The sequence below is a fragment of the Streptomyces sp. NPDC054757 genome (assembly GCF_053612185.1).
Genome location: NZ_JBSHBW010000018.1, coordinates 117,832 through 142,496, shown reverse-complemented (window position 1 = coordinate 142,496; position 24,665 = coordinate 117,832). Strand labels below are relative to the sequence as shown.

Sequence of the window (24,665 nt, the reverse complement as noted above, 5' to 3'; positions counted from 1 at the left end):
GCGGACGGCAGGGGCCGGTAGGGCCCTGCCATGAGTCTCCCGGCCCATTCGGGTCCGCCACCGCGGGTCTTCCCGGCCGCCCGGGAGGGACCGGGTGGCATCTGCCGCCGTACGGAAGGGGGCGCGCACCCTGGAGAAGTGGCCGCGGAACGGCGGTCGCGGTGGAAGAGGTGTGGAAGGAGCGAGGACATGGACCACCGCAGGATCAGTGAACTCATGAGCCGCGATGTGGTCAGCGTACGGATCGACACCCCGTTCAAGGAGATCGCCCGGACGCTCGCGGAACACGATGTCAGCGCGGTGCCGGTGCTGGACGGCGCGGGCCGTCCGGTCGGGATCGTCTCGGAGGCGGATCTGCTGCGCAAGGCGGCCGGCCGCTCCGACCTGTCCGGCAGGACGCCACTGCCGCACCTGGAGGCGTGGGAGCGTGCCAGGGCCGAGGGGCACGACGCGCAAGAGATCATGTCCGCTCCGGCGGTGTGCGCCCATCCGGAGTGGACGGTGGTGGAGGCCGCCCGGCTGATGGCCGTGCACAGCGTCAAGCGGCTGCCCGTGGTCGACGAGACGGACACCCTGCTGGGCATCGTCAGCCGCACCGACCTGCTCCGGGTCTTTCTGCGGTGGGACCGTGCCATCCGGGAGGAGATCGAGCACGACATCCTCACCTCGACACTGGGTCTCGCGCCGTCCGACGTCACCGTCGAGGTCGACGAGGGACAGGTCCTGCTGCGCGGCACGGTCGACGACAGCGGTCTGGTCCCGGTGCTGATACGGCTGTGCACCAGCGTGGACGGGGTGGTCTCGGTCTCCGAGCGGCTGGGGCAACGGACGGAATCCGTCCGTACCGGAAACGGAGCGATGTCATGAAACCGGTCGTCACCGTGGGTCTTGACGGCACCCCCGAATCGCTGTCCGCCGCGCTGTGGGCCGCTCAGGAGGCAGCGGCGCGCGGTGCGACGCTGCGGCTGCTGCACGCCTGGGTGCTTCTTGCGGCGGAAACCGCCGGGCAGCGGCCCGAGGAGGACCGCAACTACTGGGCCAAACGGATCGTGTCCGACGCAGCGGACACCATCGAGGAGCGCTTCCCCGACCTGCCGGTCTACGAGGACCTGGTCGCCAAGGCGCCGGTGGACGCCCTGCTGGAGGCGGCCGGGGAGTCGCGGACGCTGGTACTCGGTTCACGCGCACTGACTTCACTGTCCGGGTATTTCCTCGGCGACATCGGTATGCACGTCCTCGCGCGGGCCACGGTTCCGACCGTCCTGGTCCGGGCCAGGGAGGACGAGGCCCCGATCGCCGAGGACGGCGACGTGGTGCTGGGGCTGAGCCTGCGCCGTCCGTGCGACGAGCTCGTCGAGTACGCCTTCGCCGCGGCGGCGCGACGGGACGCCACCCTGCGGGTGGTGCACGGCAGGAGTCTGCCTCCGTCGGCCTACAACCGGGCCGGACCCGACCCGTTCCTCACCCATGAGCTGACCCGCGAGGCAGAGCGGGATCTCACCGGGGCGCTGAGCCCGTTGCGCGACCGGTTCCCGGACGTGCCGGTCGTGGAGCGGGTGCGTACGGAGAGCCCGGCGCGCGCCGTCGTGAGCGATGTCGCCGCCACGGGGCTGCTCGTCGTCGGCCGCCGCGAGAAGCATCGGCCGTTCGCCCCCCGTCTCAGCCATGTGGTGTCCTCGGCCGTGCACCACGCTCCGTGTCCGGTGGCCGTCGTCCCCCACGGCTGACCCTGTTTCTGACCGTCCGGCCGGGAGACGCCAGTACGGCTGCCCCTGCCTGTCTCCGGCCGGGAGACGCCCGTACGACTGCCCCTGCCTGTCTCCGGCCGTGAGATGCCCGTACGGGCTGACCCCGCCCGTCCGGCCACGAGATGCCCGTACGCCGTTGGCCGCTACGGTGGGAGAGAGGGCGATGCCCGGCAGGCCCGGCGGAGGAGACGGTGACCGAGGACGGCGGACCGGCGCACGGCGCGGAGTCCGACGACAGGGACGAGACCGTACTGCGGACGCTCGCCATGGCGGCCGGGACGGCCAACGAGAACGCGCGCATGTACGAGATGTCCCGCGAGCGGCAGCGCTGGCTGGAGGCCAACGCGGAGATCATCGCCGGACTGCTCTCGGGGGCAGGCGAGGACGAGGTCCTGAGCCTGGTGGTCGACCGCGCGCGCAGCATCCTCTCGGCCGATCTGGGCGCGCTGGCGCTGCCGGCCGACAGCGGCGAGACCCTGCGGGTGGCGCTGGCATCGGGCGTGGACGCCGGTCTGCACGACGGGCTGGTGCTGCCCCGTGAGGGCTCCTTCGTCGGCGCCGCGCTCCAGGCCGGGGAACCGATCATCAGCGTGGATGTGGCGCGGGACCCGCGCATCACCGCCGGGCCCCCCGGATGGGACGGGCTGGAGTCCGCCGTCGCGGTGCCGCTGATCGGCGGCGACACGGTACGAGGCGTGCTGCTGCTGGCGCGCAGCTGTGGACGCGAACCCTTCACCGAATCCGGGACGGCCCCTCTCCTGGCCTTCGCCGGTCAGGCCGCGCTCGCCATGGAGCTGGCCGAGCGGCGGCGCTCCGCCGAACAGATCGCTCTGCTGGAGGACCGGGACCGTATCGCTCGTGACCTGCACGACCTTGCCATCCAGCGGCTTTTCGCCACGGGGATGACCCTGCAGAGCGCCGTACGGTTCGTCGACCATCCGGAGGCACGTGAGCGGCTGCTGCGGGCCGTGGACGACCTGGACGAGACGATCAGGATCATCCGTTCGACGATCTTCGGACTCCGGGCCCCGGTGACGGAACGCACCCGTCAGGGGCTGCGGGCGCGGCTGATGACCGTGGTCGAACAGGCCGCACGGGCCCTGGGGTTCACGCCCGCGGTACGGATGGAGGGGCCCATCGACACCGATGTACCGGCCGGGCCCGGGGAGCAGGTCATCGCTGTCGTGGGCGAGGCGCTGAGCAATGTCGCCCGGCACGCGCGGGCCGGCGCCGCGGAGATCTCTCTCGTGGTCCGGGGTGACCGGCTGACCCTGACCGTCTCCGACGACGGCACCGGGATCGCACCGGGGAGCCCCCGCAGCGGGCTCGACAACCTCGCCCGGAGAGCGGAGGACCTGGGTGGCCGGATGACCCTGGAATCACCCGAGCGCGGCGGCACCCGGCTCGTGTGGACCGTACCGCTCATCCACGGCTGAGGCCGCGTCGAGCGGCGCGCGAGGGGGCAGTCTCGACTCGAAGGGCCGGCCGCGAAAGGTAAGCCGCGAAAGGTCGGTCGCGAAGGGTCGGTCGCGAGGGGTCAGGGGTGGCCGCGTTCGGTGTCGGCAGGGTGTGAGGCGGCTGAGGCGGCCTGGGTGGCGAGCACGGCTGCCTGCACGCGCCGCGCGACACCGAGTTTGGCCAGCAGACGCGAGATGTGGTTCTTGACGGTCTTCTCCGACAGATACAGGCGCTTGCCGATCTCCTGATTGGTGAGCCCTTCCCCGATCAGGACGAGGATCTCCCTCTCCCTGGGCGACAGTTGGGACACCGCGTCCGCTTCGGGACCCGTCTCGTCCTGTTCACCGCGGAGGCTGCTCATCAGCCGGGTCGTCGTCGCCGGGTCGAGCATGGACTGCCCCGACGCCACCGTCCGCACGGCCGCGACGAGGTCCGTGCCCTTGATGTCCTTCAGTACGTAACCGGCGGCCCCGGCCATGATCGCGTCGAGCAGCGCCTCGTCGTCGTCGAACGAGGTGAGCATCAGACACGCCAGCTCGGGCATGTGCGAACGCAGCTCCCGGCAGACCGTGATCCCGTCGCCGTCCGGCAGCCGTACGTCGAGCACAGCGACGTCCGGACGCAGCGCCGGGCCCCGGGCGAGCGTGTGGTCGACGGTGGCCGCGTCGCCCACGACGTCGATATCGGGCTCCGCGTCGAGCAGATCGCTGAGCCCGCGCCGGACGACCTCGTGATCGTCGAGGAGAAAGACCCGGATCGGGTTCTGCGGTGAGAACCGCCGTACGTTGCTCATGTCTCTCCTTGGACGCTCCTCGGACAGCGACCGGACCAGCGACCTCCCCCTCCATACTCGCCCCGGCCGGCCGGGCGGGCCAGCGCCGGGCGCGCCGCGCGCTGTGCGCCCCGGCCGGTGAGGTGGTCCACCACCGCCACCACTCCGTCGACCTGCGCTGCCATCCGTACCGCGACGGACCTGTCCCTGTCCTGTTCGAGGTGGCCGGCGAGTGTCACCACGCCGTCCCGGACCGAGACGAGGGGCGCGGCCCGGTTGAGGAGGAGGGTGCGGGCCATGACGTCGTCGAGGATCTCGTCCCGGATGTCGGAGTCGGGGCGGACCAGGACCCGCAGCAGATCGCGCCGGGTGATCATGCCGATGAGCCGGGCCTCCTCGTCCACCACGGGGAGCCGGCCGATACCCCCGGTGGCCAGGGTGCGAGCGGTCAGAGCGACGGTGTCGATGGCGCGGACGGTGACCGCAGGAGTGGACATCAGCTCTCCGGCGGTGCGCCGCAGGTCTCCGGCGGTCCGCAGCCCGGCCGGCAGCTCTCCGGTGGGGTCTCGGGCGGTGTCCCGGGTGGTGTCCCGGGCGGTGTGCCGCCCCGGCGGCGTCACCGGGTCGCGCGGCCCCAGGCCCCCCGGCCCGGTGCGGTACGGCGTCAGGTCGTTGCGCGAGACGACCCCGACCACCCGGTCGTCCTCGTCCACCACCGGCAGTCCGCCGATCCCGTGCTCCACGAGCGACCGGACCGCATCGCCGACCGGGGTCGCGTACCCGACGCTGACGACATCGCCCGTCATCACATCGCCGGCCATACGGAATCTCATGGCGCGCCTTCCGGCCGGCTCACCGGCGGAACGAGTACGACCGTGCAGTCTGCGCGGTGGAGCACCCGGTGGCCGATGTGTCCCAGCCCGCCGACGGGCTCCCCGTGCCGGGAGTGGCCACCGATCACCAGCAGTCCCGCCTCCCGGCCGGCCTCGACGAGGACATCGCCGCCCGGCCCCTCCACTGCCGGACTGCGCACCGGGACGTCCCGGTGCCGCGCGACGGCCCCGGCGACCGCCTCGTCGAGCCACTGCTGAGCCTGGTGGCGGCGGGCGTCGCGCGCCTCGTCGTACTGTCCGGTGTGGGCCGTGGCGCTCTCGTTCCGCGGGCAGATCCACGCATGCACCACCGCCACCCCCCGGCCGCGTCGGCGCGCCTCGGCGAAGGCGTGGTCCAGCACATCGGAGGACGCGGAACCGCTGGAGGACGCGGACCCGCCGGAGGATGCGGACCCGCGCCCCAACCCCGCCACGACCCAGCCCTGTTCGTCCCCCGGGTGCCATCGGACCACCGCGACGGGGCACTTCGTACGGGCGGCCACGGCTCCGCTGACCGACCCGAGCAGGAGCCCGGCCGTCGCGCCGTGGCCCCGGCTGCCGACGACGACGAGACCGGCGGTCCGGCTCGCCGAGACCAGGTACTCCACAGGGGCCTCGTCGAAGACCCCCGCCTGGACGGTGAGCCCCGGGCAGACTTCCCGTGCCCGCTCCTCGGCCTGCGCGACGATCCGCCGGGCATCGCCGACCGGTCCCGGGGGCAGCCATCCGGCCGTCCGGACCCCGCCCACATGTGCATGCCGCAAGGCGTGCGCGATCCGCAGGGGGCGCGCCCAGCGGTCCGCTTCGAGCGCCGCCCACTCCACCGCGTTCAGGGCTTCGGCCGAACCATCGGCCCCGACGATCACCGGCCCGTCCATCGTCCTCACCTACCGCACCCACCCGTCGCCTTCCGGTCGCTCGGGCACCACGACGACCGGAGCCTGCGCATGGTGCATGACCGCGTGCGTCACATGCCCCATCCGCGGCCCGGCCAGCTCGTGCCGGTTCTCGCGGCGGCCCACCACGATCAGTGCGGCCTGATGGGAGACGTGCACCAGGTACTCGGCGGGGCGGCCGAGATGGACATCGCCGACCACCTCCACCCCGGGGAACTTCTCGGCCCACGGCCGGATGATGCCGTCGAGCCGTGTCTCCTCCTCGCGGATCAGCTCCGACTTGCGTGCGTCGCTCAGGAGCCCGCTGTCCACGGCGGCGATCCCGTGCGGTCTCCAGCAGTGCACGGCGTGCAGTGCCAGCCCCCGCTGGGCGGCCTCATCGAAGGCGACGGCCAGCAGGCCGCCGATGTCGGCCGAGTGGTCGACGCCGACAGCCACTTCGCGCCGCCCGGCGAGCGGCGCCGACGGGGGACCCGTCTCAGTGGAGGGGGCGGTCGGCACCCTGATGAGTGCCACCGGGCGGTCGCTGCGCGCGGCCATGGACTGGGCCACGGACCCCACCAGGAATCCATGCGCACTGCTGAGGGCCCTCGACCCGAGCACCACCATCTCGCTGTCCCGGCAGTGGGCGATGAGAGCTTCCGCCGGGGGGCCGGCGACATGCTCCCCCGTCACCCGGAGACCCCGGTAGCGCTTCGCGAGCCGGGATGCCTCCTGCCGGGCGAGGTTCTCCACCCACCGCTGTTCCGTCTCCGCGTCCATGAGGACGAGGGAGTAGGGCGACCACTCCCACGCGTAGCGGACCCGCAGGGCCTTGTCCTCCCGTACGGCCTTCTCCGCTGCCCAGTCGGCGGCGGCTTCGCTCTCCGGAGAGCCGTCGTATCCGAGAGTGACCACGCCCATGACCGTCACCTCCGCCAGCTTGCGGCTCCTGGTGCCTCCCACCCTTCCGGGCATCGCCGCACCCGGGTAGGGCCGGTCAGGGCGGAACCGTGGGCCGACCGGCCCGGCCGGCCCGGCCGGCCCGCGACCGGGCCCGGTCTACCGAGGTGGTTCCTCCAGAGGGCCGGTCCGTCCGGTCCATCTGGTCAACCCGGTTTGTACGTTCTGTTCGTTACGTCCGGACCGTCCGCTCCCGCCGGGGCCCCCGGACGGCCTTCCGGCGCGGCGCCGGTTCCGCGGGGCGGCGGCGGCCGGGTCCGGGACCTCCGACAGATCACGGCCCCGGGTCTCCGCGGTGCGCCAGAGGGCGAGAGCGGTGATCAGGCCGCAGACGATGGCCAGCACGGCCAGCGGAGTGCTGGAGATGTCGCCCGAGGCCGAGAGGCGGCTGCTCGCGAAGAGCGGGGTGAAGCCGCCGCCGATGAGGGCGGCCAGCTGGTAGCCCAGGGAGGCTCCGGTGTAGCGCACCTGGGTGCCGAACATCTCGGAGAGCAGCGGGCCCAGCGGTGCGTACATCGCGTTCTGCACCACCTGGCCGACCACCATGCCGAGGATCAGCAGCGGGACGGAGCCGGTGTTGATCAGGGCGTAGACCGGGAAGGCGAGCAGGACGATACCCGCGGCGCCCGCCAGGGAGACCGCCCGGCGGCCGAGGCGGTCCGACAGCGCGGAGAAGCACGGGATCGCCACCAGCCCGGTGAGCGCGGTGGCCGTGAGGCCGGTCATCACGTCGGACGTCTCGTACCCGACGGCCTTGGCGTACGTGAGCATGAAGGTGCCGATCAGGGCCGTCAGGGCGAAGGGGCCGATGCCGATCGCGCAGGCGAGGACCAGGACGCGCGGCGCGCGCAGCACCCGGGCCAGGGGGATACGGGGTGGCCGCTCCGCGTCCTGCTGGTCGCGGGCCGCTGCCGCCTGCTGGAACAGCGGGCTCTCCGTGATGCTGAGGCGTACGTACAGACCGACGCCGAGCAGCACCGCGCTGAAGAGGAACGGGATACGCCAGCCCCAGGCCAGGAACCGGTCGTGGGGGAGGAGCGTGATCGCCGTGACCACGAGGCTGGACAGGAGGAAACCGATCGGCGAACCCATCTGCATCACGCCGTTCCACAGGCCGCGTCGGCGTGCGTCGGCGTGCTCGACCACCATCAGCGTGGCGCCGCCCCACTCACCGCCGATGGCGATGCCCTGGACGATGCGGAACAGGATCAGCAGCACGGGTGCTGCGACGCCGATGGTCGCGTACGTGGGGAGCAGCCCGATCAGACAGCTCGCCGCGCCCATCAGGAGCATCGTCACGATGAGTACGGTCTTGCGTCCGAGCCGGTCTCCGAAGTGCCCGAAGACGGCGCCGCCGACGGGGCGCGCGACATAGCCGGCGGCCAGGGTTCCGAACGCGGCGATCGTGCCGACCGTGGAGTTGGAGTCCGGGAAGAACAGCGGGCCGAAGACCAGGGCGGCCATCGTGCCGTAGAGCAGGAAGTCGTAGTACTCGATGACGGTGCCGAGCAGGCTCGACAGCGCCACCTTGCGCAGCAGGGCGGGGTCCGGTGCCGTGGGTGGTCTTCCGGTACCGGACCCGCGGGGTCTCCCGGGGTTTTCCGGGGGCGACGGGGTGGGCGGGGTGGACGGGCTGGTCGGGCTGGATGGGTTGGACGGGGTTTCCGGGGACGACGCGGAGGGTGCAGCGGGCATGACTGACTCCCTTGAGCGTGCGGGGTGTTGGGGTTCGTGCGGTGCGAAGGCTGCTTTCCGTGGTGGCGGCAGGGATTCTGGTGGTGGCAGAAACGTGGTGGCGGCAGCGGTTGGCAGAGGTTGTGGTGGCGGCAGGGAATGTGGTGGTGGCAGGGAACCTGGCGGTGGCCGGGCTTCCCCGCCCCGGTGACCGACGGCCGGTGCCTCAGCCCTTGCTTTCGAGGCCGAACGCCTGGCGCGCGATGAGCCCGCGCATCATTTCCGATGTCCCGCCGCCGATGGTCTCCAGGATCGCCTGGCGCCACATGAACTCGACGTCGGTCTCCTTGACCAGCGCCTCGCTCGATCCGAACTCCATGGCCGACCGGGCGATGTCCTGTGTGAGCAGGGTGCCGGCCAGTTTGTGGTACGCCGCGGGGACCGCCGACGGCTCGCCGCTGATGATGTCGCCGAGCAGCGCCAGCCCCAGCGCCTCGACCTCGGCCACCTTCACGGCGAGGTCCGACAGTCGCCGCCGGACGACGGGATCGTGGCCCAGGCCCGTCTTCTCCGTCCAGGCGATCAGGTCCTGGAGGTCGCGCCGGAGCCGCTTGGGCGGGAACTGGACATGCCGTTCGACCGCGAGCGCGGAGGCGACGACCTGCCAGCCGCCGTTCTCCTCGCCGACCCGGTTCTCCGCCGGGACCCGTACTCCGTCGAAGCGGACCTCGTTCAGACGCCCGCCGTCGTGGGTGGGGATCGGCGAGACGGTGACGCCGGGGTGGTCCAGTGGAACGATCAGGACGCTGAGCCCGCGCGACCTGCTGTCCGGTCCACCGGTCCGGCAGAGCAGCCAGATGCAGTCGGCCCAGTGGGCGTTGGACGTCCAGCACTTCGCGCCGTCGATCTCGTACGAGTCACCGGTCCGCGCCGCCCTGGTCCGTACCGCCGCCAGATCCGATCCGGCGTCCGGCTCGGAGTAGCCCAGCGCGAAGTTGAGCCGCCCGGAACGGAGTTCGGGCAGGAGGCGTTCGCACTGCTCGGCCGTCCCGTGGGTCATCAGGGCCTTGGCGACCAGGCCGGGACCCATCGGCGGCCTGGCGACCCGTGCGTAGGCCATCTCGTCCCACAGGATGAACTCGTAGGCGGGTGAAAGCCCTTCACCGCCGAACTCCTTGGGCCAGGACAGCGAGAGCCAGCCGCGCTCCCCGAGCGCCCGGTAGACCTTCCGGACGCCGTCCGCGGTGTTCTCGCCGCGGTGGAAGTAGCCGTCCACCCCCTGGTGCCCGGCCAGGAAGCCGAGTACTTCGCGGCGGAACGCCTCCTCCTCGGGGGTGAATCCGACGTCCATGTCAGTCTTCCCTGCCGGCCGCGGTGGTCCACTTCGGTTCGCGCCCCTCGGCGAAGGCCCGGGGCCCCTCCTTCGCGTCGGGGTGGGCCCAGTGCATCCGCAGCAGCGCCCAGCCGTACTCACAGGCCTGCGCGTATCCCATGTTCAGCGACCCCCAGATCGCCTGCTGGGACAGCGAAACCGCGGCCGGGGAGTTCTTGGCGATGCACCGGGCCATCTCGTCCGCCGTCTCCATGAGCCGTTCGGGAGCGACCAGTTCGTCCACCAGACCCAGCTGGTAGGCGCGCGCCGCGGGCATCCGGTACCCCTTGCCCATCAGGGTCATCCGCAGCGCGGAGCCCAGCGGCAGGCGTTTGGCGAGACCGATGTTCTCCATCGCCCCCACCAGGCCGACATTGACATGGGTGTCCATGAAACTGGCCTGCTCGGACGCGACCACGATGTCGGCGTCGACCACGAAGTGCAGCCCGGCCCCGGCGGCCAGGCCGTTGACCGCGCAGATGACCGGCTTCCACACCCGGTTCTGCTTCGGCGACCAGAAGACCTCGTCGGTCAGCGGGCCGGTGCCGGTGCTCATACCGCCCCGGTCGGCCACCGCGTTCACATCCGCGCCCGTGCACAGATGCCGGTTCCCGGCGCCGGTGACGATCGCCGCCCGGATCCATGGGTCGTCCCGCACCTCGCCCCATACGGCCTTCATCTGCGGCATCATCGCGCCGGTCAGGGAGTTCCCCTTGTGCGGCCGGTTGAGCGTGATGTACGCGATGTGGTCGCGCTTCTCGAAGAGCACCTCCGGCTCTCCGGCGGCTGCGGTGCTCTGTTCGGCCTGCTGGTCCGGCTGGTCCTGCTGGTCCTGTTTGCCCTGCTGGTCCTGCGTCATTCCCGACCACTCTCCGAATACATCGCCAGTACCTTCTCGCCGGTCCGGTCCGCGTGCGACGGCAGCAGGGAGAGCTGCCTGATGCGCTGCGCGATGTGGCCGACCGGCCCCTCCACCGAGTAACCCATGGCGCCGTGCGTCTGATGGGAGACGAAGGCCGCGTCCATGGCGGCCCGCGAGGCGGACAGCCGCGCGGCGGCGGCGAGACCGGACGCCTGCGGGTGTCCTCGGTCGATCGCCTGCGCTGCCACCTTGATCAGCTTGTCGGCGGCCTCCAGCCCGAGGCCCGCTTCGGCGATCGGATGGGCGACGGCCTGAAAGCTGCCGAGGGTACGGCCGAACTGCACCCGGGTGCCCGCGTGCTCGACCGCCGCGTCCAGCAGACGCCTGCCCGCGCCCCACAGATATCCGGCAAGTGCCAGGCCCGAGAGGTCCGTTGCCGCCCGGACACGCTCCAGCGGGAGTACGTGCTCCAGCCGCACCCGCCCCCATGGCTCGTTGCCCAGGGTCTCCACCGGGCTCACCTCACCGGCGGGACGCGCCAGCCAGGACCGCTCGCCGTCCGTCTCGACGAAGATCTCGGCGAGGGTCGCCCAGGGCATCAGCGGCGGGGCTCCGCACGACACCAGACGCGCACCGGAGACGAGGTGGGACGCGATCTCCGGCGGCAGCGCGTGTGCGGCGAAGACCGTCCCCGTCCAGGGGCCGGGCGCGAAGGCACGTCCCAGCTCCATGGCGGTGGCGGAGATCTCGCCCGCCCCGCCCTCCTCACCGGGCTCCGCCAGTGCCAGCACGCCGAGTTCGGCGAGGCCGCGCCAGAACGGCCAGGGGAACGAATCCGAACCCGCGCGCTGGACCTCATCGGTGCACCGGTCCGCGCAGTAGCGCCGGACGGACTCGGCGAGCGCTTCCTGATCCGGGGTGAAGCCGACAGATTCGCTCATGCCGCCGCGACTCCCCAGCGCGAGGTGACCACGGCACGGCGGTGCGCGCGCAGACCGCCGAGCTCGGCCCTGAGCGCCTGCAGGCGGAGCGTCCAGAGGTGGAGGTCGTGCTCCCTGGTCAGCCCGACCGCACCGGTGATCTGGTGGGTCTCCCGGGTCAGCCGCGCCAGTACGGTCATGGTGTGCGTGGCGGCGACGGCGGACGACTCGGGGGTGGCACCCAGGAAGGCCGCCTCATAGGTGAGCCAGCGCGCCCCTTCGATGAGCACGCTCACCTCGGCCAGACGGTGCTGCAACGCCTGGAACGAGCCGAGGGCGCGCCCGAACACGGTGCGGTCCTTCGTATACGCGACGGTCAGGTCGAACGCCTGCTGCATCATCCCGAGAGCCTCGGCGCAGACCCCCACGCGCCACCAGCCGGTCATGGTCCGTGCCGTCCCGGGCCCCAGCTCTCGCGCACCCCGCGGGACCGCCCGGGCCAGCGGAAAGCCGTACGCCGAGGGAACCGGCTCGGCCTCGCCGGGGTTCAGCTCCGCGACGGTGCACCGGTCGTCGCCCGCGGTCAGGAGCTGTCCGGCCTCGCCGCCGTACCGTACGGGGCCCGAGCCGTGACCGGCGGCCAGCACGACAGGACCTTCGGCCGCGGGCAGCCCGAGCGCGGGCAGGACGAGCAGATGCGGGACCGGCGTGATCGCGCCCAGCTCGGCGCTGATCCGCTCGACGGCCAGGGTGGCCTCCAGCGGTCCCGCGTCGGCCTCGCCGAACAGGCCGAGGAAGCCGGCCGCGCGCAGCTCGGACTCCAGTCGGTGGTCGTAGGCCCCGCGGGCGGCGAGCTCCCGGCAGCGCTGCGTACCGGCATGCCGGCTCAGCAGGGTGTCCAGGGCGTCCAGGAGCGCGCGTTGGGTGTCCGATCGTTCGAAATCCACGTCTATTCCTTCGGCAGCTTCAGGATCAGGCGGCTGATCAGGTTAAGCTGGACCTCGTAGCTTCCCGCGGCGATGCCGGCGCCCAGCGAGTTACGGAACTGCGCGTCACCGGCCGACCCTTCGGCCAGCGCCTCGCTCCCCATGACGTCGAGCGCGAGATCACCGACCGCGCGCTCGGCCTGGACCATCGCCGCGCGGGCCTGATAGGCCATGGGCGAGGGCTCCTTCGCCTTGGCCCGCTCGTCGATGACGCGGTAGACGAGGATCCGGGCGGCCTCGCAGAGCGCCCTCGCCTCGCCGAACTGCTCCTGCACACCGGGGTCCCCGAGCAGGCCGGACGCCCGGCACCGGTCGGCGAGCCCGTCGAGCACCAGCGCCGCACGGGCGTAGCGGGGGGCGCCGACCCGCTCGTACGCGAGCGTCCTGCGGACGATGTCCCAGCCCTTGTTCTCCTCGCCCAGCAGGGCGGTCACGGGGACCCGGGCATCGGTGAGGAACAGCTCGTTGAACGAGTGGTCCCCGACGAAGCCGTCGATCCGCCGGACCTCGACGCCCGGTGTTCTCAGCGGCAGCAGGAAGACGGAGATCCCGTCCCGCCCGTCCGCTACGGAACCGGTGCGGGCGAGGAGGAAGCAGTAGTCGGCCTCGTTCGCGTACGACGTCCAGATCTTCTGGCCGTTGAGTACGTACTCCTCGCCGTCGCGCACCGCGCGGGTCCGCAGCGATGCGAGGTCGGTGCCGGCCTCCGGCTCGGAGAAGCCCTGGCACCAGAAGACATCGCCCCGGGCGATGGGCGGCAGGAGCTCCTTCTTCTGCTCATCCGTGCCGTACTTGATGAGGGAGGGGCCGACCCAGTTCACGTTCATGTACTGGGGGCCGCGGGGCTCACCCCGCTTCCACATCTCCTCGCCGAGCACGAAGTGCTGCCACGCACCCTGGCCGCCACCGCCGTACTCCTCGGGCCAGTGCGGGGTGAGCCACCCCTTGTCCGCCAGGGTGCGGACGAAGCCCTTCGAGAAGTCGGTGTACACCGCGCTGCCGAGACCCCACTCGGAGCGGTTCCACCCCCCGGCCAGTTCGCGGTCCAGAAAGCCGACGAGATCGCTCCGGAACGCCGTGTCCGCCTCACTCAAAGCGAACTCCATCAGTCCTCCCCGTGGTGGTGTCGTACGCCTGCTGGTGTTGTGCGCCTGCTGGTCTTGTACGCCTGTCGCATGAGGCGTTCTCCAAAAGAGTACACTTTATTGAGTTGGCGGCAAGACCTGGCGCATACGGAGTCGGAGGGTAAGGTGCGGAGTCACGGCGCGAAGCGCCCCTTCATGGGCGAGTAAGTAGCACTCAATTACGGTTTGAGCCAATGGCTTGAAGGGGAACTCCTCGCGCTGACCGCGCCGGTTGACAACCAAGGGAGCAACTTCATGGGTGCTGAACTGACACTGCCCAACTGGCTGCGCACCATCGGTGCCGGGTCGCACGGAGCGCACCGGCGGGCGCTGTGCGACGACTCCGGCGAGCTGACCTACACCGAACTGGTCGATGCGGTGGACGCCGTCGCCGCCGGTCTGCGCCGGGCCGGACTGGGCACCGGGGACCGGGTCGTGACGGCCATGGAGCCGTCCATACCCCATACCGTGGTCATACTCGGCGCCCTCGCCGCCGGTCTGGTGGCCGCACCGCTCAACGCCCGGCTGACCGGGCCCGAAGCACGCTCCTACCTCGCCACGCTCCGCCCCGCCGCCGTCATCACCGACCCCGCCCACGCGCCGCTCGCCCATGAGACGGGCTACCGGGTCATCGAACTCCCGGCCGCCGCCGACCGCTTGCCCATCGCGGACCGTACGGCCCCGCTGGCCTGCGACGGCGGGCCGCTCGCGCCCCCGGACGAGGACGCGATGGCCGTCATCTTCGCCACCGGCGGCACGACCGGAAGCCCGAAGGGCGTGTTCCACACCCATCGCAGCCTGTGGCTCTGGCTGAACACCTGCGCCCACGGGAATCCCCGTACACCCGCGGACATCGAGCTGTTCTTCTCGCCGTTCTTCCACATCACGTTGGGCACCAACCTGCTGGCCCCGCTGCTCGCGGGCGGGGAGGTCTGGATCCAGCGGCGGTTCGACGCGGGCTCCGCACTCGCGGCCATCGACCGGGGCGCCAGCAGGCTGATGGGCGCGCCGACGATGTTCACCGCGCTCCGCCGCCACCCCGACTTCGCCACCACCCGCCGCGAGAACGTCACGGCGATCCGCTTCGGCTCCGCTCCGTCCACGGACGGCTTCGTACGCGATCTGCTGCGCGACTTCCCCCGCGCCCGGATCCGCGCCGGATTCGGTGCGACCGAGTTCGGCTCGGTCATGGGCTTCGACCACGAGGACCTGCTGGCCGGCCGGTTCACCGGAGTGGGCAGGCCGCTTCCCGGCGCGACCGTCCGGATCATCGGTGAGGACGGCGCCGAGGTCCCCGCGGGTGCGGTCGGCGACCTCGTGGTCGCCTGCCCCTGGCAGGCCCACGGGTACTACGGACTGCCCGATGAGTCCGCCGAGACGTTCCGGGCCGACGGCGTGCACATCGGGGACCGTGCCTCACGGACGGAGGACGGCTGGGTGTTCATCGCGGGCCGCCGCAAAGAGGTGATCATCAGCGGTGGTGAGAACGTCTACCCGCGGGAGGTCGAGGAGGTGATCCTCCGTCACCCGCACATCGCCGACGCCGTGGTGTACGGACTGCCGGACGGGCACTGGGGGGAGCGGGTCGAGGCCGGGATCGTGACCGTCGACGACAGGACGGTCGGCCTGGAGGAGCTGCGCGGCTTCTGCCGTACGGATCTGGCGGGCTACAAGATCCCCAAGAACGTGCGCCTGCTCGACGCCATCCCGCTCACCCCGAACAGCAAGCCCGACCGGCGCCGGGTGCGCGCGGAGGCCCTGGCCGAGGCCACGGACACCGGCGCCGGGGCGTAGCGGTTCGGCGTGCGCCGGTTCTGCGGGTTCTTTGCGGGAGCGCGGCGTACGCGGGTTCTGCGGGTTCTGCGGTTCTGCGGGGCCTGGGCGGTCTGCGGGTTCTGTGGGTCCTGGTGTGCGGGCGCGGCCGGGTGCGTCCCCGCAGGAGCGGCCGGTGACGGGTCCACCGCCACCGGCCGTACGGAAGCGGACTGACGGGGCCTCAGGCGCCGCCCCCGTTGGACTGCGCGATCCCGGGCGCCAGGGCCGGGAACTTGTAGACGTAACCGCCGTTGTCACCGCCCACGGTGATGTACCCGTGGGTCGTGCCCGGCTTGATCACCAGGTTGCTGACGAGGAGTTCCGGCTTGGGCTGCTGCGGTATCCGGATCGTGGCGATCAGGTCGCCCGTCCGGTTCCAGACGACGATCTTCCCCGAGCCGAGCACCACCTGGTACACATTGCCTGCGGCGTCGACGGTGTTGGAGTCGAATCCGCCGCTCCCGGTGTTGGCGGACATCCCCACACCGGCCGCGACGACGCTCTTCCCATCGGGGGCGAGGGTGAGGGCGTCCTCGCGGCCGAGGTTGTACTCGCCCACCCACAGGCCGGAGTAGTCCGGGGTGAACGAGATGCCGTTGGGCCCGGACAGGCCGTCCTGGAGGACGCTCGGATGGCTGCCGTCGGCGTCGATACGTACCACCCGGCCGTCCGCTTTCGCCAGGGAGCCGTGGTAGTCGGTGACGTACATGTCGCCCGTCCTGTTGAACGCGATGTCGTCGGGGACCAGCTTCCGGCCGCCCACCGGACCCGAGAAGACGGTCGTGAAGCCGGTGCCGTCGCGGTTGAGGCGGTCGATCTTCCCGTTGTCGTAGTCGGTGACGTACATCTTCCCGTCGACCGGGCTGAACTGCAGGGACGAGAAGCGGCTCGCGGTGTCGGTGTAGAGCGGCTTGACCGCCTTCGTGCGCAGGTCGTACCGGAGGATCTTGGGCTTCCCGGCCGGAGCGGTGAAGTCGACGAAGTACAGCCGCCCGTCGGGACCGAAGGCGGGGCCCTCCAGCACGGTCGCGTGCCCGTACTCCGACGGCGGGTCCAGCGGTGCCACGCGGGCGTCCTGAGTCGCCCGGATGACGCGCGGCGCGGGTTCCCGCTCCCCGCCCGGTGCTGTGGCGGTGCTTCCGGCGCCGGCCGACCCGGCGCTTCCGGTGCCGTGCGTCGTGGCGGCGGTCGCGGCCACCGGACCTCCGACAGCGAGGGCCACCACGAAGGCGGCCGCGAGCGCGAAGGTTCTCCTGGTCTTGGTCATGTTCTCTCCCGGTCCACTGCTCTTGGGTCATGGTCCTGCTGCTTCGAGATGCCGCTTCGAGATGCGCCCCCGCGACGCCGCTTCGAGAACGCCGCTCCGTGACCGCGAAGGGTCTGCGCTGCGGCAGGGCGGAGGCATGGGCGGCGGCAGGGCTGCGGATCCCCTGCCTGTTACGGGGATCCGCCGGAGCGGCCTGACGAGGCCGTGGGCTTCCTCAGGTCACCGGCCCGGAGGCAGTTCGTTCGCGGTGTCCTGACCGATCGCGGTGTGGCTGCCGGTCGCGGTGTGCTGAACGTCCGCGTCGGTGCCGTGCGCGGCCCGTTGCCGCAACAGGTTCTTCTGGATCTTTCCGGTCGACGTCCTGGGCAGCTCGCAGAAGACCACCTGGCGCGGCGTCTTGAACCCCGCGATCCTGGCCCGCACAAAGGCGGTCAGCTCCGCCCCGGTGACCGAAGCGCCGGCCCGTGGCGTGACGTAGGCGACCGGAACCTCACCCCATTTCGGGTGCGGGGCGCCGACCACCGCCGCCTCCAGCACCGCCGGGTGCTCCGCGAGCGCGTTCTCCACCTCGACGCAGGTGATGTTCTCGCCGCCCGAGATGATGACGTCCTTGGCCCGGTCGCGCAGCTCGACATAGCCGTCCGGATGCAGCACGCCCAGATCGCCCGAGCGGAACCAGCCATCGGCCGTCGTCGCGGCCGCGGTCGCCGCCTCGTCACGGTAGTAGCCGAGCATCACGTCATTGCCGCGCAGCAGGATCTCGCCGAGCGTCCTGCCGTCGGCCGGTACGTCGGCGCCGTCGGGACCGACCACCCGCAGCGGTTCGGCGACGATGTTCGCGATGCCCTGCCGGGCCATCAGCGGTGCGCGCCGTTCGGCCGGCAGCTCCTGCCACTCGGGCTGCGGGTCGCACACGACGGCCGGGCCGAACGTCTCGGTGAGGCCGTAGAGATGACGGACCTCGATGCCGAGCGCGCTCATCCTGGCGAGCAGGGCCGGCCAGGGCGGCGCGCCCCCGACGAACACCCGTACCGGCTGTGAGACCGGCGTCGCCGCGCCGGGGTCGTCGGCCAGCATGGCCAGCACGGTGGGCGCGGCACAGAAGTGGGTGACACCGCTCTCGTGGAGGGCACGCCAGATGTCCGGCGGGCTCACCTTGCGCAGACAGTGGTGCACCGCCCCGGCCGCGGTCACCGCCCAGGGGAAGCACCAGCCGTTGGTGTGGAACATCGGCAGCGTCCACAGATACCGCGACGACGTGTCCAGCTTCGCGTGGTACGCCATCGCCAGCGCCTGGAGATAGGCGCCGCGGTGGTGGTACATCACCCCCTTCGGCCGGCCGGTCGTCCCGCTGGTGTAGTTGACCGACAGCAGCGATCTCTCGTCGGTGACCGCCACCGCCCGCGGGGTGGCGCCCGACAGCAACGATTCGTACTCGTCCCCCGGCTGCCCGGAGTTGATCACGGACGGCCGGACATCGCTGTGTTTCAGAGCCTCGGTCAGCGCCTCGCGGCAGGAAGCGTCCACGATCACCACCCGGGCGCCGCTGTGATCGAGGATGTAGGCGATCTCGGCGGGCGCCAGCCTGGTGTTGAGCGCCACGAGCACCGCACCGGCCAGCGGCACCCCGTAGTGCGCCTCAAGCAGTACGTGGGTGTTGGGGGCCAGGAGCGCGACCCGGTCGCCCGGCCGCACCCCGTGTCCGGCAAGGACACCGGCCAGCGCCTGTGCCCGGTGCCAGAGTTCGGCGTAGGAGTACCGCAGGTCGCCGTCGACGACCGCGGGGCGGTCGGCGAACACCTTGGCGGCGCGTGCGGCGAACGCCACCGGAGTCAGTTCGGAGAAGACCATCCCGTGCATCTCGATGCCCTCTCTCGCGCGGTTACGCCACGGCGATCGGCCGGAGCGGCGAACCCGTGCCGCCGCGAATGGTCAGCGGCAGGCCCACGAAGAGGAAACTGGCGACCGAATCGGCGGCCAGGCCCTCGCAGTTGACCCACTCGATGATGTGGATGCCCTGCTCCTGGAGGAGGTACAGATGCACCGGGAGCTGATTCCCCGGCACCGTCGAAGGCCGCACCTCGAAGGACATCGTGTCCGCGGCCACATAGCCCGCGCCCTGCGACACGAGCCACTGGGCCCCGTCGAGCGCGACACCACTGCCGCCGCTGTGCTTGCTGATCAGGTCCATGTCGGGCCAGTACTTCATCTGCCCCGTCCGCACCAGCACGATGTCCCCCTGCCGGACGGTCACCCCGGCGGCTTCGGCGGCCTGCCGCAGATGCTGCTCGCCGACGGCGAAGTGGGGCGGCAGGACATCGAGGCCGAGCGCCCGGGGGACGTCGAGGAGGACGCCCCTGCCGACGATGGGAGCCAGTTCCGACGCGTCCCCGCGCTCGGCACCGTAGTCGCCCAGTGCGTCGTTCGCCGACACACCGCCGTGCCATTCGTCCTTGTCGCCGCACGTGATGTGGCAGAGCGCGTCGATATGGGTCCCGGTGTGCAGGCTTCCCGACATGAGCTCGGACACGTAGCCGAACTGGACCTGGTTGTCATCGGGGTTGTCGAACGGGAACCGCCCGGATGTGCGCTGGCCGTGCGGGGAGTTGTACGTGACGAGCTCGAAGCGCGGGTAGCCGTCGAAGGTGGGCATATGCCGCCACCAGCCTGAGGACAGGTCGTACACCGCGCCTCGGGAGGGGATGCCGAGATCACGGAGAAGGTCATCCGCGCGGTGCTGCGGCCGGGTCTGCGAGTTCATGAGGACCGTCCCTTTCGCGATTCGCTGGAGAGGTGGCCCGAACGCCGCTGTGGAACAGGTCGTGACGGGCACCGCGAGCCCCCCGCTCAGCCTGGGTTCAGTGTACTCATTGCACTCCAACCCGGTCTAGCCCTGAAGTGGCTCGGAACGAACTTGCCTTTGAAGGGGATGTTCTGCGTGAACGGCACCTCCGGCCCGCACCAAAGAGTGCACTTTTTGACGCAGGCTCCCTGGCGTGTGGATCACGGCCGGACGGGGAGCCGGGAGATCGGATGGGGAGCCGGGAGATCGGGTGGGGAGCCGGGCGGCGGCTACGGCTCGTTCTTCGCGGACTCGTTCTTCAGCAGCTCCGCCACGGCCTGCAGGTGCCGCCGCATGCGGTGCTGTGCGAGCGCGGCGTCGCCGGCCACGATCGCCTCGACCATGGCCCGGTGCGCCTGGTGGGACTTGGCCGCGGCGTCGCGGTTCTCCTCGTCCGGCTGGTCGCCGGACTCCCACTCGTCCTGCACCATGTCCTGGTCGAGCTGGGCCAGCACCTCGACGAAGAGCGTGATCGCCGGATTGCCGGCCAGCTCGGCGATCACACGGTGGAGATTGCGCGCGTGCCCGAGCGTCACGCCCCGGTCCAGCAACTCCTGCTCGGTGTCGAGCGCTTCCGTCAGCCGGGCGATCCCCGACTCGGTCAGCTTCTCGATCGCGCTGGTGACACCGGCGAGTTCGAGGGACATCCGAGCCTCAAGCAACTGACGGCGGCTGACGGCCGCGTGCCGGAGGTAGACCCGCGCGGCGTCGCGGACGATGCCGGGATCCGGTTCGGTGACGACGAGGCCACCGCCCGGCCCACGGCGCATACGGGCCATCTGGTGGTGCTCGATGAGCCGTACGGCTTCGCGGAACACGGCACGGCTCACGCCATAGCGTTCGATCAGCTCCCGCTCGGATCCGAGGACCGAACCGGTGCGCCAGCCCTCCTTCACGATGTCCTTCTCGATCAGCTCCGCCACGGTCTCGGCGAGTCGCTGACTTCCCCGTCCGGCAGGTGCGGCGTCACTCTTCCGGTCACTTGTCATGGACGAGATCTGTCCTGTCTGAGAATCATTGCCGTGGCAACGCCGTCAGTGCATAGAGAGCACTCTTCCTGCGCAGCACTATAGAGGGGCTGTGAGCTGTGCCGCTTGCTGTTCGGCTCCCATTCAACGGCGAGACCAAATGAGTCGCCTCATCCTGTGGGCTGTGGGCTGTGGGCTGGGGGTGCCTCGGCCTCGGCGGTGGGCCCGGGGCGGAACGCGACCGCGCCGGACACCCGGGGTTGGTGGTGTCCGGCGCGGTCGCGCTGCGCGGTGCTGTGGTCCGTGTGAGCGGGGTTGACGAGGGTGCGTTACTCCTCGACGAGCATTCCGCTGCGCAGGCTCTTCAGGATGCGCGACAGGAGACGGGAGACATGCATCTGCGAGATGCCCAGCTTCTCGCCGATCTGGGACTGGGTCAGCTCCTCGCCGAAGCGCATCTCCACGATGCGGCGTTCGCGGTTGTCCAGCTTGCTCAGCAGCGGTGCCAGGGCCTGCAGGTCCTCGACTGTCTCCATGGCGGGGTCGGCCTCGCCCAGGACATCGGCGAAGGTGCGGCCGCTCTTGGTGGCCTGGCCGTCACCGTTCGACTCGTTGGGCATGTCGAGCGAGCCGGCTGTGTAGCCGTTGCTCGCGACGATGCCCTCGACGATCTCGTCCTCGGTGAGCTGGAGGTGCTCGGCCAGTTCGGCGACGGTCGGGTCACGGTCGAGCTTGACCGCCAGGTGTTCCTTCCCCTTGGCGATCTCGACCCGCAACTCCTGGAGCCGCCGCGGAACATGGACGGCCCAGCTGGTGTCACGGAAGAAGCGCTTGATCTCGCCCACGATGTAAGGAACGGCAAAGGTGGTGAATTCCACCTCGCGCGACAGGTCGAACCGGTCGATGGCCTTGATGAGACCGATGGTGCCGACCTGGTTGATGTCCTCCATCTCGCCGCTGCCACGGTGACGGAACCGGCTGGCGGCGAACCTCACCAGTGAGAGGTTCATTTCAATAAGGGTGTTGCGGGCGTACTGGTATGCGTGCGTGCCCTCTTCGAGGACCTGGAGCTGGTCAAAAAAGATCTTAGAAAGTTCTCGCGCGTCCTTCGGTGCGACCTTCCCCGCGTCTTCGATCCACGGGAGATCGCCCACCTCCGGCGGTGCCGTAGCAGTGGCGGCATGCGCGGATGTCTGCGTCATGTTTTCAGCCTCCCCAAGTAGCGGACCCCGTTCAATGACCGCTCCTGCCCGGCGATCGGGACTTCAATCCCTCTGGGACGAATGAGGAGAGGTGTGTGGTGGTTTGTCCGTATATGCCTGGGGGGAGCGGCCGTGGATCCGCCCCCATCCGCCTTGTGTCACGTCATACCGCTGCCGAATACCGCTGCCGAGTCGCGGTCCCGCCTGCTGTCTCTGTCCTGTCCGCTCTCTGTCCTGTCCGCGCGGCGTTCTGTGCGTGGATCCCTCTGTGGATCCTTCGGGGGCCCGCCGGGATTTCTGATTCCCCGCCTATTCCGGTTCATTCCCATTCACTCGCTCCCGTTCCTGCGGGCGAGTGAATGGGGAAGTAATTGCACTGAACTCTCCAGCCGGGGGTAGGCGCGCAGTCAGAAGGAAATGAACGGGCGTGCCAGGAAGGGCGTTTCTCTAGGCGGGGTGAGTCATATGCGGCAGGATGTCGGCGAGCGGAGCATGGACGCCGAGCCCGGCGTGCGGCGCGACGGAAATTCCGACGGGTGGTCCGACGGGGCGTCCGGTGCGCGGCCCGAGGGTGAGCGCGGCAGTGAATCGGACGGCGTCGGCCGTCAGTTCGCCGACTGGACCTGTCGGCCGCGTATCGCGGCGGAGGCCCGGGATGCCGCCTCCAGGTTTCTCGGTGGCCTGCACCCCGCCCCGCCTGCGCATGTGTCACAGAATCTGGTTCTGCTCGTCTCAGAGCTGGTCACCAACGCCCTGCGTCACGCCGGAGGCGTGACCTCCATGCGGCTCAGGGCGGACCGGCGCAGCGTCGAGGTCGCCGTCGCGGATCCCAGCCCGGCGCATCCGCAGGACCGCACCCCCGATCTGACCGGCTGCACCGGCGGCTTCGGCTGGCCGATGGTGCAGCGGCTCGCCCGTACCGTCGCCGTACGTGATGCCGCCGGCGGCGGGAAGGTCGTCTGCGCGACCCTGATGCGGTGATGCGGTGATGCGGTGATGCGGTGATGCGGTGACGCGGTGATGCGGTGACGCGGTCGTGAGAGGCCGGGGCTGTGGGTGTTCTTGACCGGGTGCAGATGCGGGCATAGCGTCCCAGGGGACTGAGCAAGCGCTTAGAAAGGGTCTTCAGTGCCGCAGACCGAGCCCCCCACCGCTTCCCCCGGCCCCACCGGGCAGGCTGCTCCCACCGGCCGGCCCGCCGCCTCCGTCCCCGGCCCCGTCGCCGTCGAAGCCGCACTGAGCGCCCCCGGCGCACCCTTCGCCGTGGTCGCCGCCGATGACGGTTCCCCGGTGTACGCGAGCGGGCCGCGCACTCTGCGGGAGTTCGTGGAAGCCGTGTGGGCCTACGGCGACCAGCCTTTCCTGGTCGCCGAGGGCGATACGTACACCTATGGCGAGTTCTTCGCCGCCGCCTGCGCGCTCGCCCGGCGGTTCGTCGATGTGTACGGGCTCGCTCCGGGCGACCGCGCGGTGGTCGCGATGCGGAACCACCCCGAGTGGCAGATCGCCTTCTGGGCCGCCCAGTTGGCCGGGCTCGTCGCCGTACCGCTCAACGCCTGGTGGACCGGGGACGAGTTCACGTACGCGCTCGACGACTGCCGGCCCCGGGTGCTGCTGGTCGACGGTGAGCGGCTGGGACGGGTGCTGCCGTGGGCCGAGCGCCAGGGGCGACCGGACGGCGACGACCGGCCCCGGCTCGTCACCTTCCACCAGGACGTCCACCACGACGCGGATGCTTCCTGCCCGGCCGCGCCCCCCGCGTACGCACGCATCGAGCGCTACGAGGACCTGCCGCCCGCCGACCCCGCGCTCGGCCCGCCCGATGTGGAGATCCGCCCCGAGGACGATGCCACGATCATCTACACCTCGGGCACCACGGGCCGCCCCAAGGGCGCGGTGGCCACGCAGCTCGCGCAGGTCGGCGCCATGATGAACCCCCTCTACCACGCGGCCGCCTCCACCCTGGCGCGTGGCGCGGTCCCCGGCGATGGCCCGGCGCCCGTGGCGCTGATGACCTTCCCGTTCTTCCATGTGGCCGCTTTCACCAGCGTCTACGCGGCGATGTCCGTGGGCGGCACGCTCGTCCTGCTGCGGAAGTGGGACGCGGACCGCGCCCTGGCCGCCATCCGTACGCACGGCGTCACCCACTACGCGGGCGTCCCCGCCACCGCCCTCCAGCTGCTCGAAGCGGCCGAGCGCGGCGGCGACGGACTGGAGAGTCTGGCCATGCTGAGCACCGGGGGAGCGGCGGCCCCGCCCGAACTCGTACGCACAGTCGTGGCCCGGCACAGCGGGCGTATCGAGCCGCGGAACGGTTACGGGCTGACCGAGACGTGCGGCGGCGTGCTGGCGAACTTCGGCGCCGAGTACCGCGCCCACCCCGGGAGCGTCGGCCGCCCGACCCCCGCCACCGAGGTACGCATCGCGGACCGGTCCGGGCGGGCGCTGCCCGACGGGGAGGTCGGCGAGCTGTGGCTGCGCGGGCAGGCGCTCGTGCGCGGGTACTGGAACGCCCCCGAGGCCACGGCCGCCGCCTTCCAGGACGGCTGGTTCAGGACCGGGGACCTCGCGACCGTCCAGGAGGGCCGGGTCAGCGTGGTGGACCGGATCAAGGACATGGTCGTCCGGGGCGGCGAGAACGTGTACTGCGTCGAGGTGGAGGCCGCCCTGCACGCGCACCCCGATGTGCTGGACGCGGCGGTGCTCGGGGTCGCGCACCCGGTCCTCGGCGAGGAGGTCGCCGCCGTGGTGCAGCTGCGGGACGGCAGCGAGGCCACGCCCGACGCGCTCCGGGCGCATGTCGGGGAGTCGCTGGCCGCCTTCAAGGTCCCGGCGTACGTCCTCGTACGGGCGGAGCCGCTGCCGCGAAACGCGACGGGCAAGGTGCTCAAGCGCGAGCTGCGCGGGCCCGTCCAGGAGCAGGTGACGCGGGGCGGCTGACCGGC

21 protein-coding genes are annotated in these 24,665 nt (G+C 71.1%); 6 read left to right on the top strand and 15 right to left on the bottom strand.

All coding sequences use genetic code 11. The annotated features are described in order from the left end of the window. The first annotated feature begins 189 nt into the window (after window positions 1-189). The 3 genes from ACWGKJ_RS21765 to ACWGKJ_RS21755 all read left to right on the top strand — a co-directional run bounded on the left by ACWGKJ_RS21765 (window position 190) and on the right by ACWGKJ_RS21755 (window position 3,184). Window positions 190-867: a CBS domain-containing protein gene (locus ACWGKJ_RS21765; RefSeq protein ID WP_385019825.1), complete on the top strand. Its 678-nt coding sequence runs from the start codon at window positions 190-192 to the stop codon at window positions 865-867. After that, complete coding sequence (locus ACWGKJ_RS21760; RefSeq protein ID WP_385019827.1) at window positions 864-1,727, top strand: universal stress protein; 864 nt, start codon at window positions 864-866, stop codon at window positions 1,725-1,727. The genes ACWGKJ_RS21765 and ACWGKJ_RS21760 overlap by 4 nt, the downstream gene beginning before the upstream one ends. Before the next feature lie 212 nt (window positions 1,728-1,939). Continuing rightward, window positions 1,940-3,184, top strand: coding sequence for a GAF domain-containing sensor histidine kinase (locus ACWGKJ_RS21755; RefSeq protein ID WP_385019829.1), 1,245 nt, complete (start codon window positions 1,940-1,942; stop codon window positions 3,182-3,184). A gap of 101 nt (window positions 3,185-3,285) precedes the next feature. Here the strand turns inward: ACWGKJ_RS21755 and ACWGKJ_RS21750 are convergent, their stop codons facing one another. The 10 genes from ACWGKJ_RS21750 to ACWGKJ_RS21705 form a co-directional block, all read right to left on the bottom strand. Further along, window positions 3,286-3,999: a response regulator gene (locus ACWGKJ_RS21750; RefSeq protein WP_385019831.1), complete on the bottom strand. Its 714-nt coding sequence runs from the start codon at window positions 3,997-3,999 to the stop codon at window positions 3,286-3,288. After that, window positions 3,996-4,811: a CBS domain-containing protein gene (locus ACWGKJ_RS21745; RefSeq protein ID WP_385019833.1), complete on the bottom strand. Its 816-nt coding sequence runs from the start codon at window positions 4,809-4,811 to the stop codon at window positions 3,996-3,998. Before ACWGKJ_RS21745 ends, ACWGKJ_RS21750 begins: the two co-directional genes overlap by 4 nt. Next, window positions 4,808-5,728: a universal stress protein gene (locus ACWGKJ_RS21740; protein ID WP_385019835.1), complete on the bottom strand. Its 921-nt coding sequence runs from the start codon at window positions 5,726-5,728 to the stop codon at window positions 4,808-4,810. Before ACWGKJ_RS21740 ends, ACWGKJ_RS21745 begins: the two co-directional genes overlap by 4 nt. Before the next feature lie 9 nt (window positions 5,729-5,737). Further along, the gene (locus tag ACWGKJ_RS21735) at window positions 5,738-6,703 is read right to left on the bottom strand and encodes a universal stress protein (RefSeq protein ID WP_385019837.1); all 966 of its coding nucleotides are present in this window, start codon (window positions 6,701-6,703) and stop codon (window positions 5,738-5,740) included. A gap of 84 nt (window positions 6,704-6,787) precedes the next feature. Further along, window positions 6,788-8,224: an MFS transporter gene (locus ACWGKJ_RS21730; RefSeq protein WP_385019946.1), complete on the bottom strand. Its 1,437-nt coding sequence runs from the start codon at window positions 8,222-8,224 to the stop codon at window positions 6,788-6,790. Between the two features lie 364 nt (window positions 8,225-8,588). Then, window positions 8,589-9,713 (bottom strand): acyl-CoA dehydrogenase family protein, encoded by a 1,125-nt coding sequence (locus ACWGKJ_RS21725; RefSeq protein WP_385019839.1) that lies wholly within the window; start codon window positions 9,711-9,713, stop codon window positions 8,589-8,591. Window position 9,714: 1 nt separating this feature from the next. Then, window positions 9,715-10,593, bottom strand: coding sequence for an enoyl-CoA hydratase/isomerase family protein (locus ACWGKJ_RS21720; protein ID WP_385019841.1), 879 nt, complete (start codon window positions 10,591-10,593; stop codon window positions 9,715-9,717). Further along, complete coding sequence (locus tag ACWGKJ_RS21715) at window positions 10,590-11,537, bottom strand: acyl-CoA dehydrogenase family protein (protein ID WP_385019843.1); 948 nt, start codon at window positions 11,535-11,537, stop codon at window positions 10,590-10,592. Before ACWGKJ_RS21715 ends, ACWGKJ_RS21720 begins: the two co-directional genes overlap by 4 nt. Continuing rightward, a complete protein-coding gene (locus ACWGKJ_RS21710) occupies window positions 11,534-12,463 on the bottom strand; it encodes an acyl-CoA dehydrogenase family protein (protein WP_385019845.1) in 930 nt (309 codons plus the stop codon). The genes ACWGKJ_RS21715 and ACWGKJ_RS21710 overlap by 4 nt, the downstream gene beginning before the upstream one ends. A 2-nt stretch (window positions 12,464-12,465) precedes the next feature. Continuing rightward, window positions 12,466-13,608: an acyl-CoA dehydrogenase family protein gene (locus ACWGKJ_RS21705; RefSeq protein ID WP_385019847.1), complete on the bottom strand. Its 1,143-nt coding sequence runs from the start codon at window positions 13,606-13,608 to the stop codon at window positions 12,466-12,468. A 273-nt stretch (window positions 13,609-13,881) separates the two neighbouring features. Here ACWGKJ_RS21705 and ACWGKJ_RS21700 point away from each other — a divergent pair, with 273 nt between their 5' ends. Then, a complete protein-coding gene (locus ACWGKJ_RS21700; protein WP_385019849.1) occupies window positions 13,882-15,420 on the top strand; it encodes a class I adenylate-forming enzyme family protein in 1,539 nt (512 codons plus the stop codon). A 202-nt stretch (window positions 15,421-15,622) separates the two neighbouring features. Here the strand turns inward: ACWGKJ_RS21700 and ACWGKJ_RS21695 are convergent, their stop codons facing one another. The 5 genes from ACWGKJ_RS21695 to ACWGKJ_RS21675 all read right to left on the bottom strand — a co-directional run bounded on the left by ACWGKJ_RS21695 (window position 15,623) and on the right by ACWGKJ_RS21675 (window position 21,720). Beyond that, complete coding sequence (locus ACWGKJ_RS21695) at window positions 15,623-16,708, bottom strand: SMP-30/gluconolactonase/LRE family protein (protein ID WP_385019851.1); 1,086 nt, start codon at window positions 16,706-16,708, stop codon at window positions 15,623-15,625. 219 nt (window positions 16,709-16,927) lie between these two features. Continuing rightward, window positions 16,928-18,559, bottom strand: coding sequence for an AMP-binding protein (locus ACWGKJ_RS21690; protein ID WP_453315793.1), 1,632 nt, complete (start codon window positions 18,557-18,559; stop codon window positions 16,928-16,930). Between the two features lie 31 nt (window positions 18,560-18,590). Continuing rightward, complete coding sequence (locus ACWGKJ_RS21685) at window positions 18,591-19,469, bottom strand: cyclase family protein (protein WP_385019855.1); 879 nt, start codon at window positions 19,467-19,469, stop codon at window positions 18,591-18,593. 311 nt (window positions 19,470-19,780) lie between these two features. Next, window positions 19,781-20,539 carry a FadR/GntR family transcriptional regulator gene (locus ACWGKJ_RS21680; protein WP_385019857.1) on the bottom strand — a complete coding sequence of 253 codons (759 nt, stop codon included), beginning with the start codon at window positions 20,537-20,539 and terminating at the stop codon, window positions 19,781-19,783. A 308-nt stretch (window positions 20,540-20,847) separates the two neighbouring features. After that, window positions 20,848-21,720: an RNA polymerase sigma factor SigF gene (locus tag ACWGKJ_RS21675; RefSeq protein WP_385019859.1), complete on the bottom strand. Its 873-nt coding sequence runs from the start codon at window positions 21,718-21,720 to the stop codon at window positions 20,848-20,850. 636 nt (window positions 21,721-22,356) lie between these two features. On the opposite strand from ACWGKJ_RS21675, the gene ACWGKJ_RS21670 reads away from it, so the two are divergent. Next, window positions 22,357-22,701, top strand: coding sequence for an ATP-binding protein (locus ACWGKJ_RS21670; RefSeq protein WP_385019948.1), 345 nt, complete (start codon window positions 22,357-22,359; stop codon window positions 22,699-22,701). Between the two features lie 147 nt (window positions 22,702-22,848). After that, the gene (locus tag ACWGKJ_RS21665; RefSeq protein ID WP_385019861.1) at window positions 22,849-24,660 is read left to right on the top strand and encodes a class I adenylate-forming enzyme family protein; all 1,812 of its coding nucleotides are present in this window, start codon (window positions 22,849-22,851) and stop codon (window positions 24,658-24,660) included. The last annotated feature ends 5 nt before the right edge of the window (window positions 24,661-24,665 follow it).

Bases quoted from the DNA above. Each gene is read 5' to 3' on its own strand.
- ACWGKJ_RS21745 (WP_385019833.1), bottom strand. From the start codon at position 4,811: ATGAGATTCCGTATGGCCGGCGATGTGATGACGGGCGATGTCGTCAGC.
- ACWGKJ_RS21695 (WP_385019851.1), bottom strand. From the start codon at position 16,708: ATGACCAAGACCAGGAGAACCTTCGCGCTCGCGGCCGCCTTCGTGGTG.
- ACWGKJ_RS21740 (WP_385019835.1), bottom strand. From the start codon at position 5,728: ATGGACGGGCCGGTGATCGTCGGGGCCGATGGTTCGGCCGAAGCCCTG.
- ACWGKJ_RS21680 (WP_385019857.1), bottom strand. From the start codon at position 20,539: ATGACAAGTGACCGGAAGAGTGACGCCGCACCTGCCGGACGGGGAAGT.
- ACWGKJ_RS21725 (WP_385019839.1), bottom strand. From the start codon at position 9,713: ATGGACGTCGGATTCACCCCCGAGGAGGAGGCGTTCCGCCGCGAAGTA.
- ACWGKJ_RS21760 (WP_385019827.1), top strand. From the start codon at position 864: ATGAAACCGGTCGTCACCGTGGGTCTTGACGGCACCCCCGAATCGCTG.
- ACWGKJ_RS21750 (WP_385019831.1), bottom strand. From the start codon at position 3,999: ATGAGCAACGTACGGCGGTTCTCACCGCAGAACCCGATCCGGGTCTTT.
- ACWGKJ_RS21685 (WP_385019855.1), bottom strand. From the start codon at position 19,469: ATGAACTCGCAGACCCGGCCGCAGCACCGCGCGGATGACCTTCTCCGT.
- ACWGKJ_RS21735 (WP_385019837.1), bottom strand. From the start codon at position 6,703: ATGCCCGGAAGGGTGGGAGGCACCAGGAGCCGCAAGCTGGCGGAGGTG.
- ACWGKJ_RS21700 (WP_385019849.1), top strand. From the start codon at position 13,882: ATGGGTGCTGAACTGACACTGCCCAACTGGCTGCGCACCATCGGTGCC.
- ACWGKJ_RS21690 (WP_453315793.1), bottom strand. From the start codon at position 18,559: ATGGTCTTCTCCGAACTGACTCCGGTGGCGTTCGCCGCACGCGCCGCC.
- ACWGKJ_RS21705 (WP_385019847.1), bottom strand. From the start codon at position 13,608: ATGGAGTTCGCTTTGAGTGAGGCGGACACGGCGTTCCGGAGCGATCTC.
- ACWGKJ_RS21715 (WP_385019843.1), bottom strand. From the start codon at position 11,537: ATGAGCGAATCTGTCGGCTTCACCCCGGATCAGGAAGCGCTCGCCGAG.
- ACWGKJ_RS21765 (WP_385019825.1), top strand. From the start codon at position 190: ATGGACCACCGCAGGATCAGTGAACTCATGAGCCGCGATGTGGTCAGC.
- ACWGKJ_RS21675 (WP_385019859.1), bottom strand. From the start codon at position 21,720: ATGACGCAGACATCCGCGCATGCCGCCACTGCTACGGCACCGCCGGAG.
- ACWGKJ_RS21720 (WP_385019841.1), bottom strand. From the start codon at position 10,593: ATGACGCAGGACCAGCAGGGCAAACAGGACCAGCAGGACCAGCCGGAC.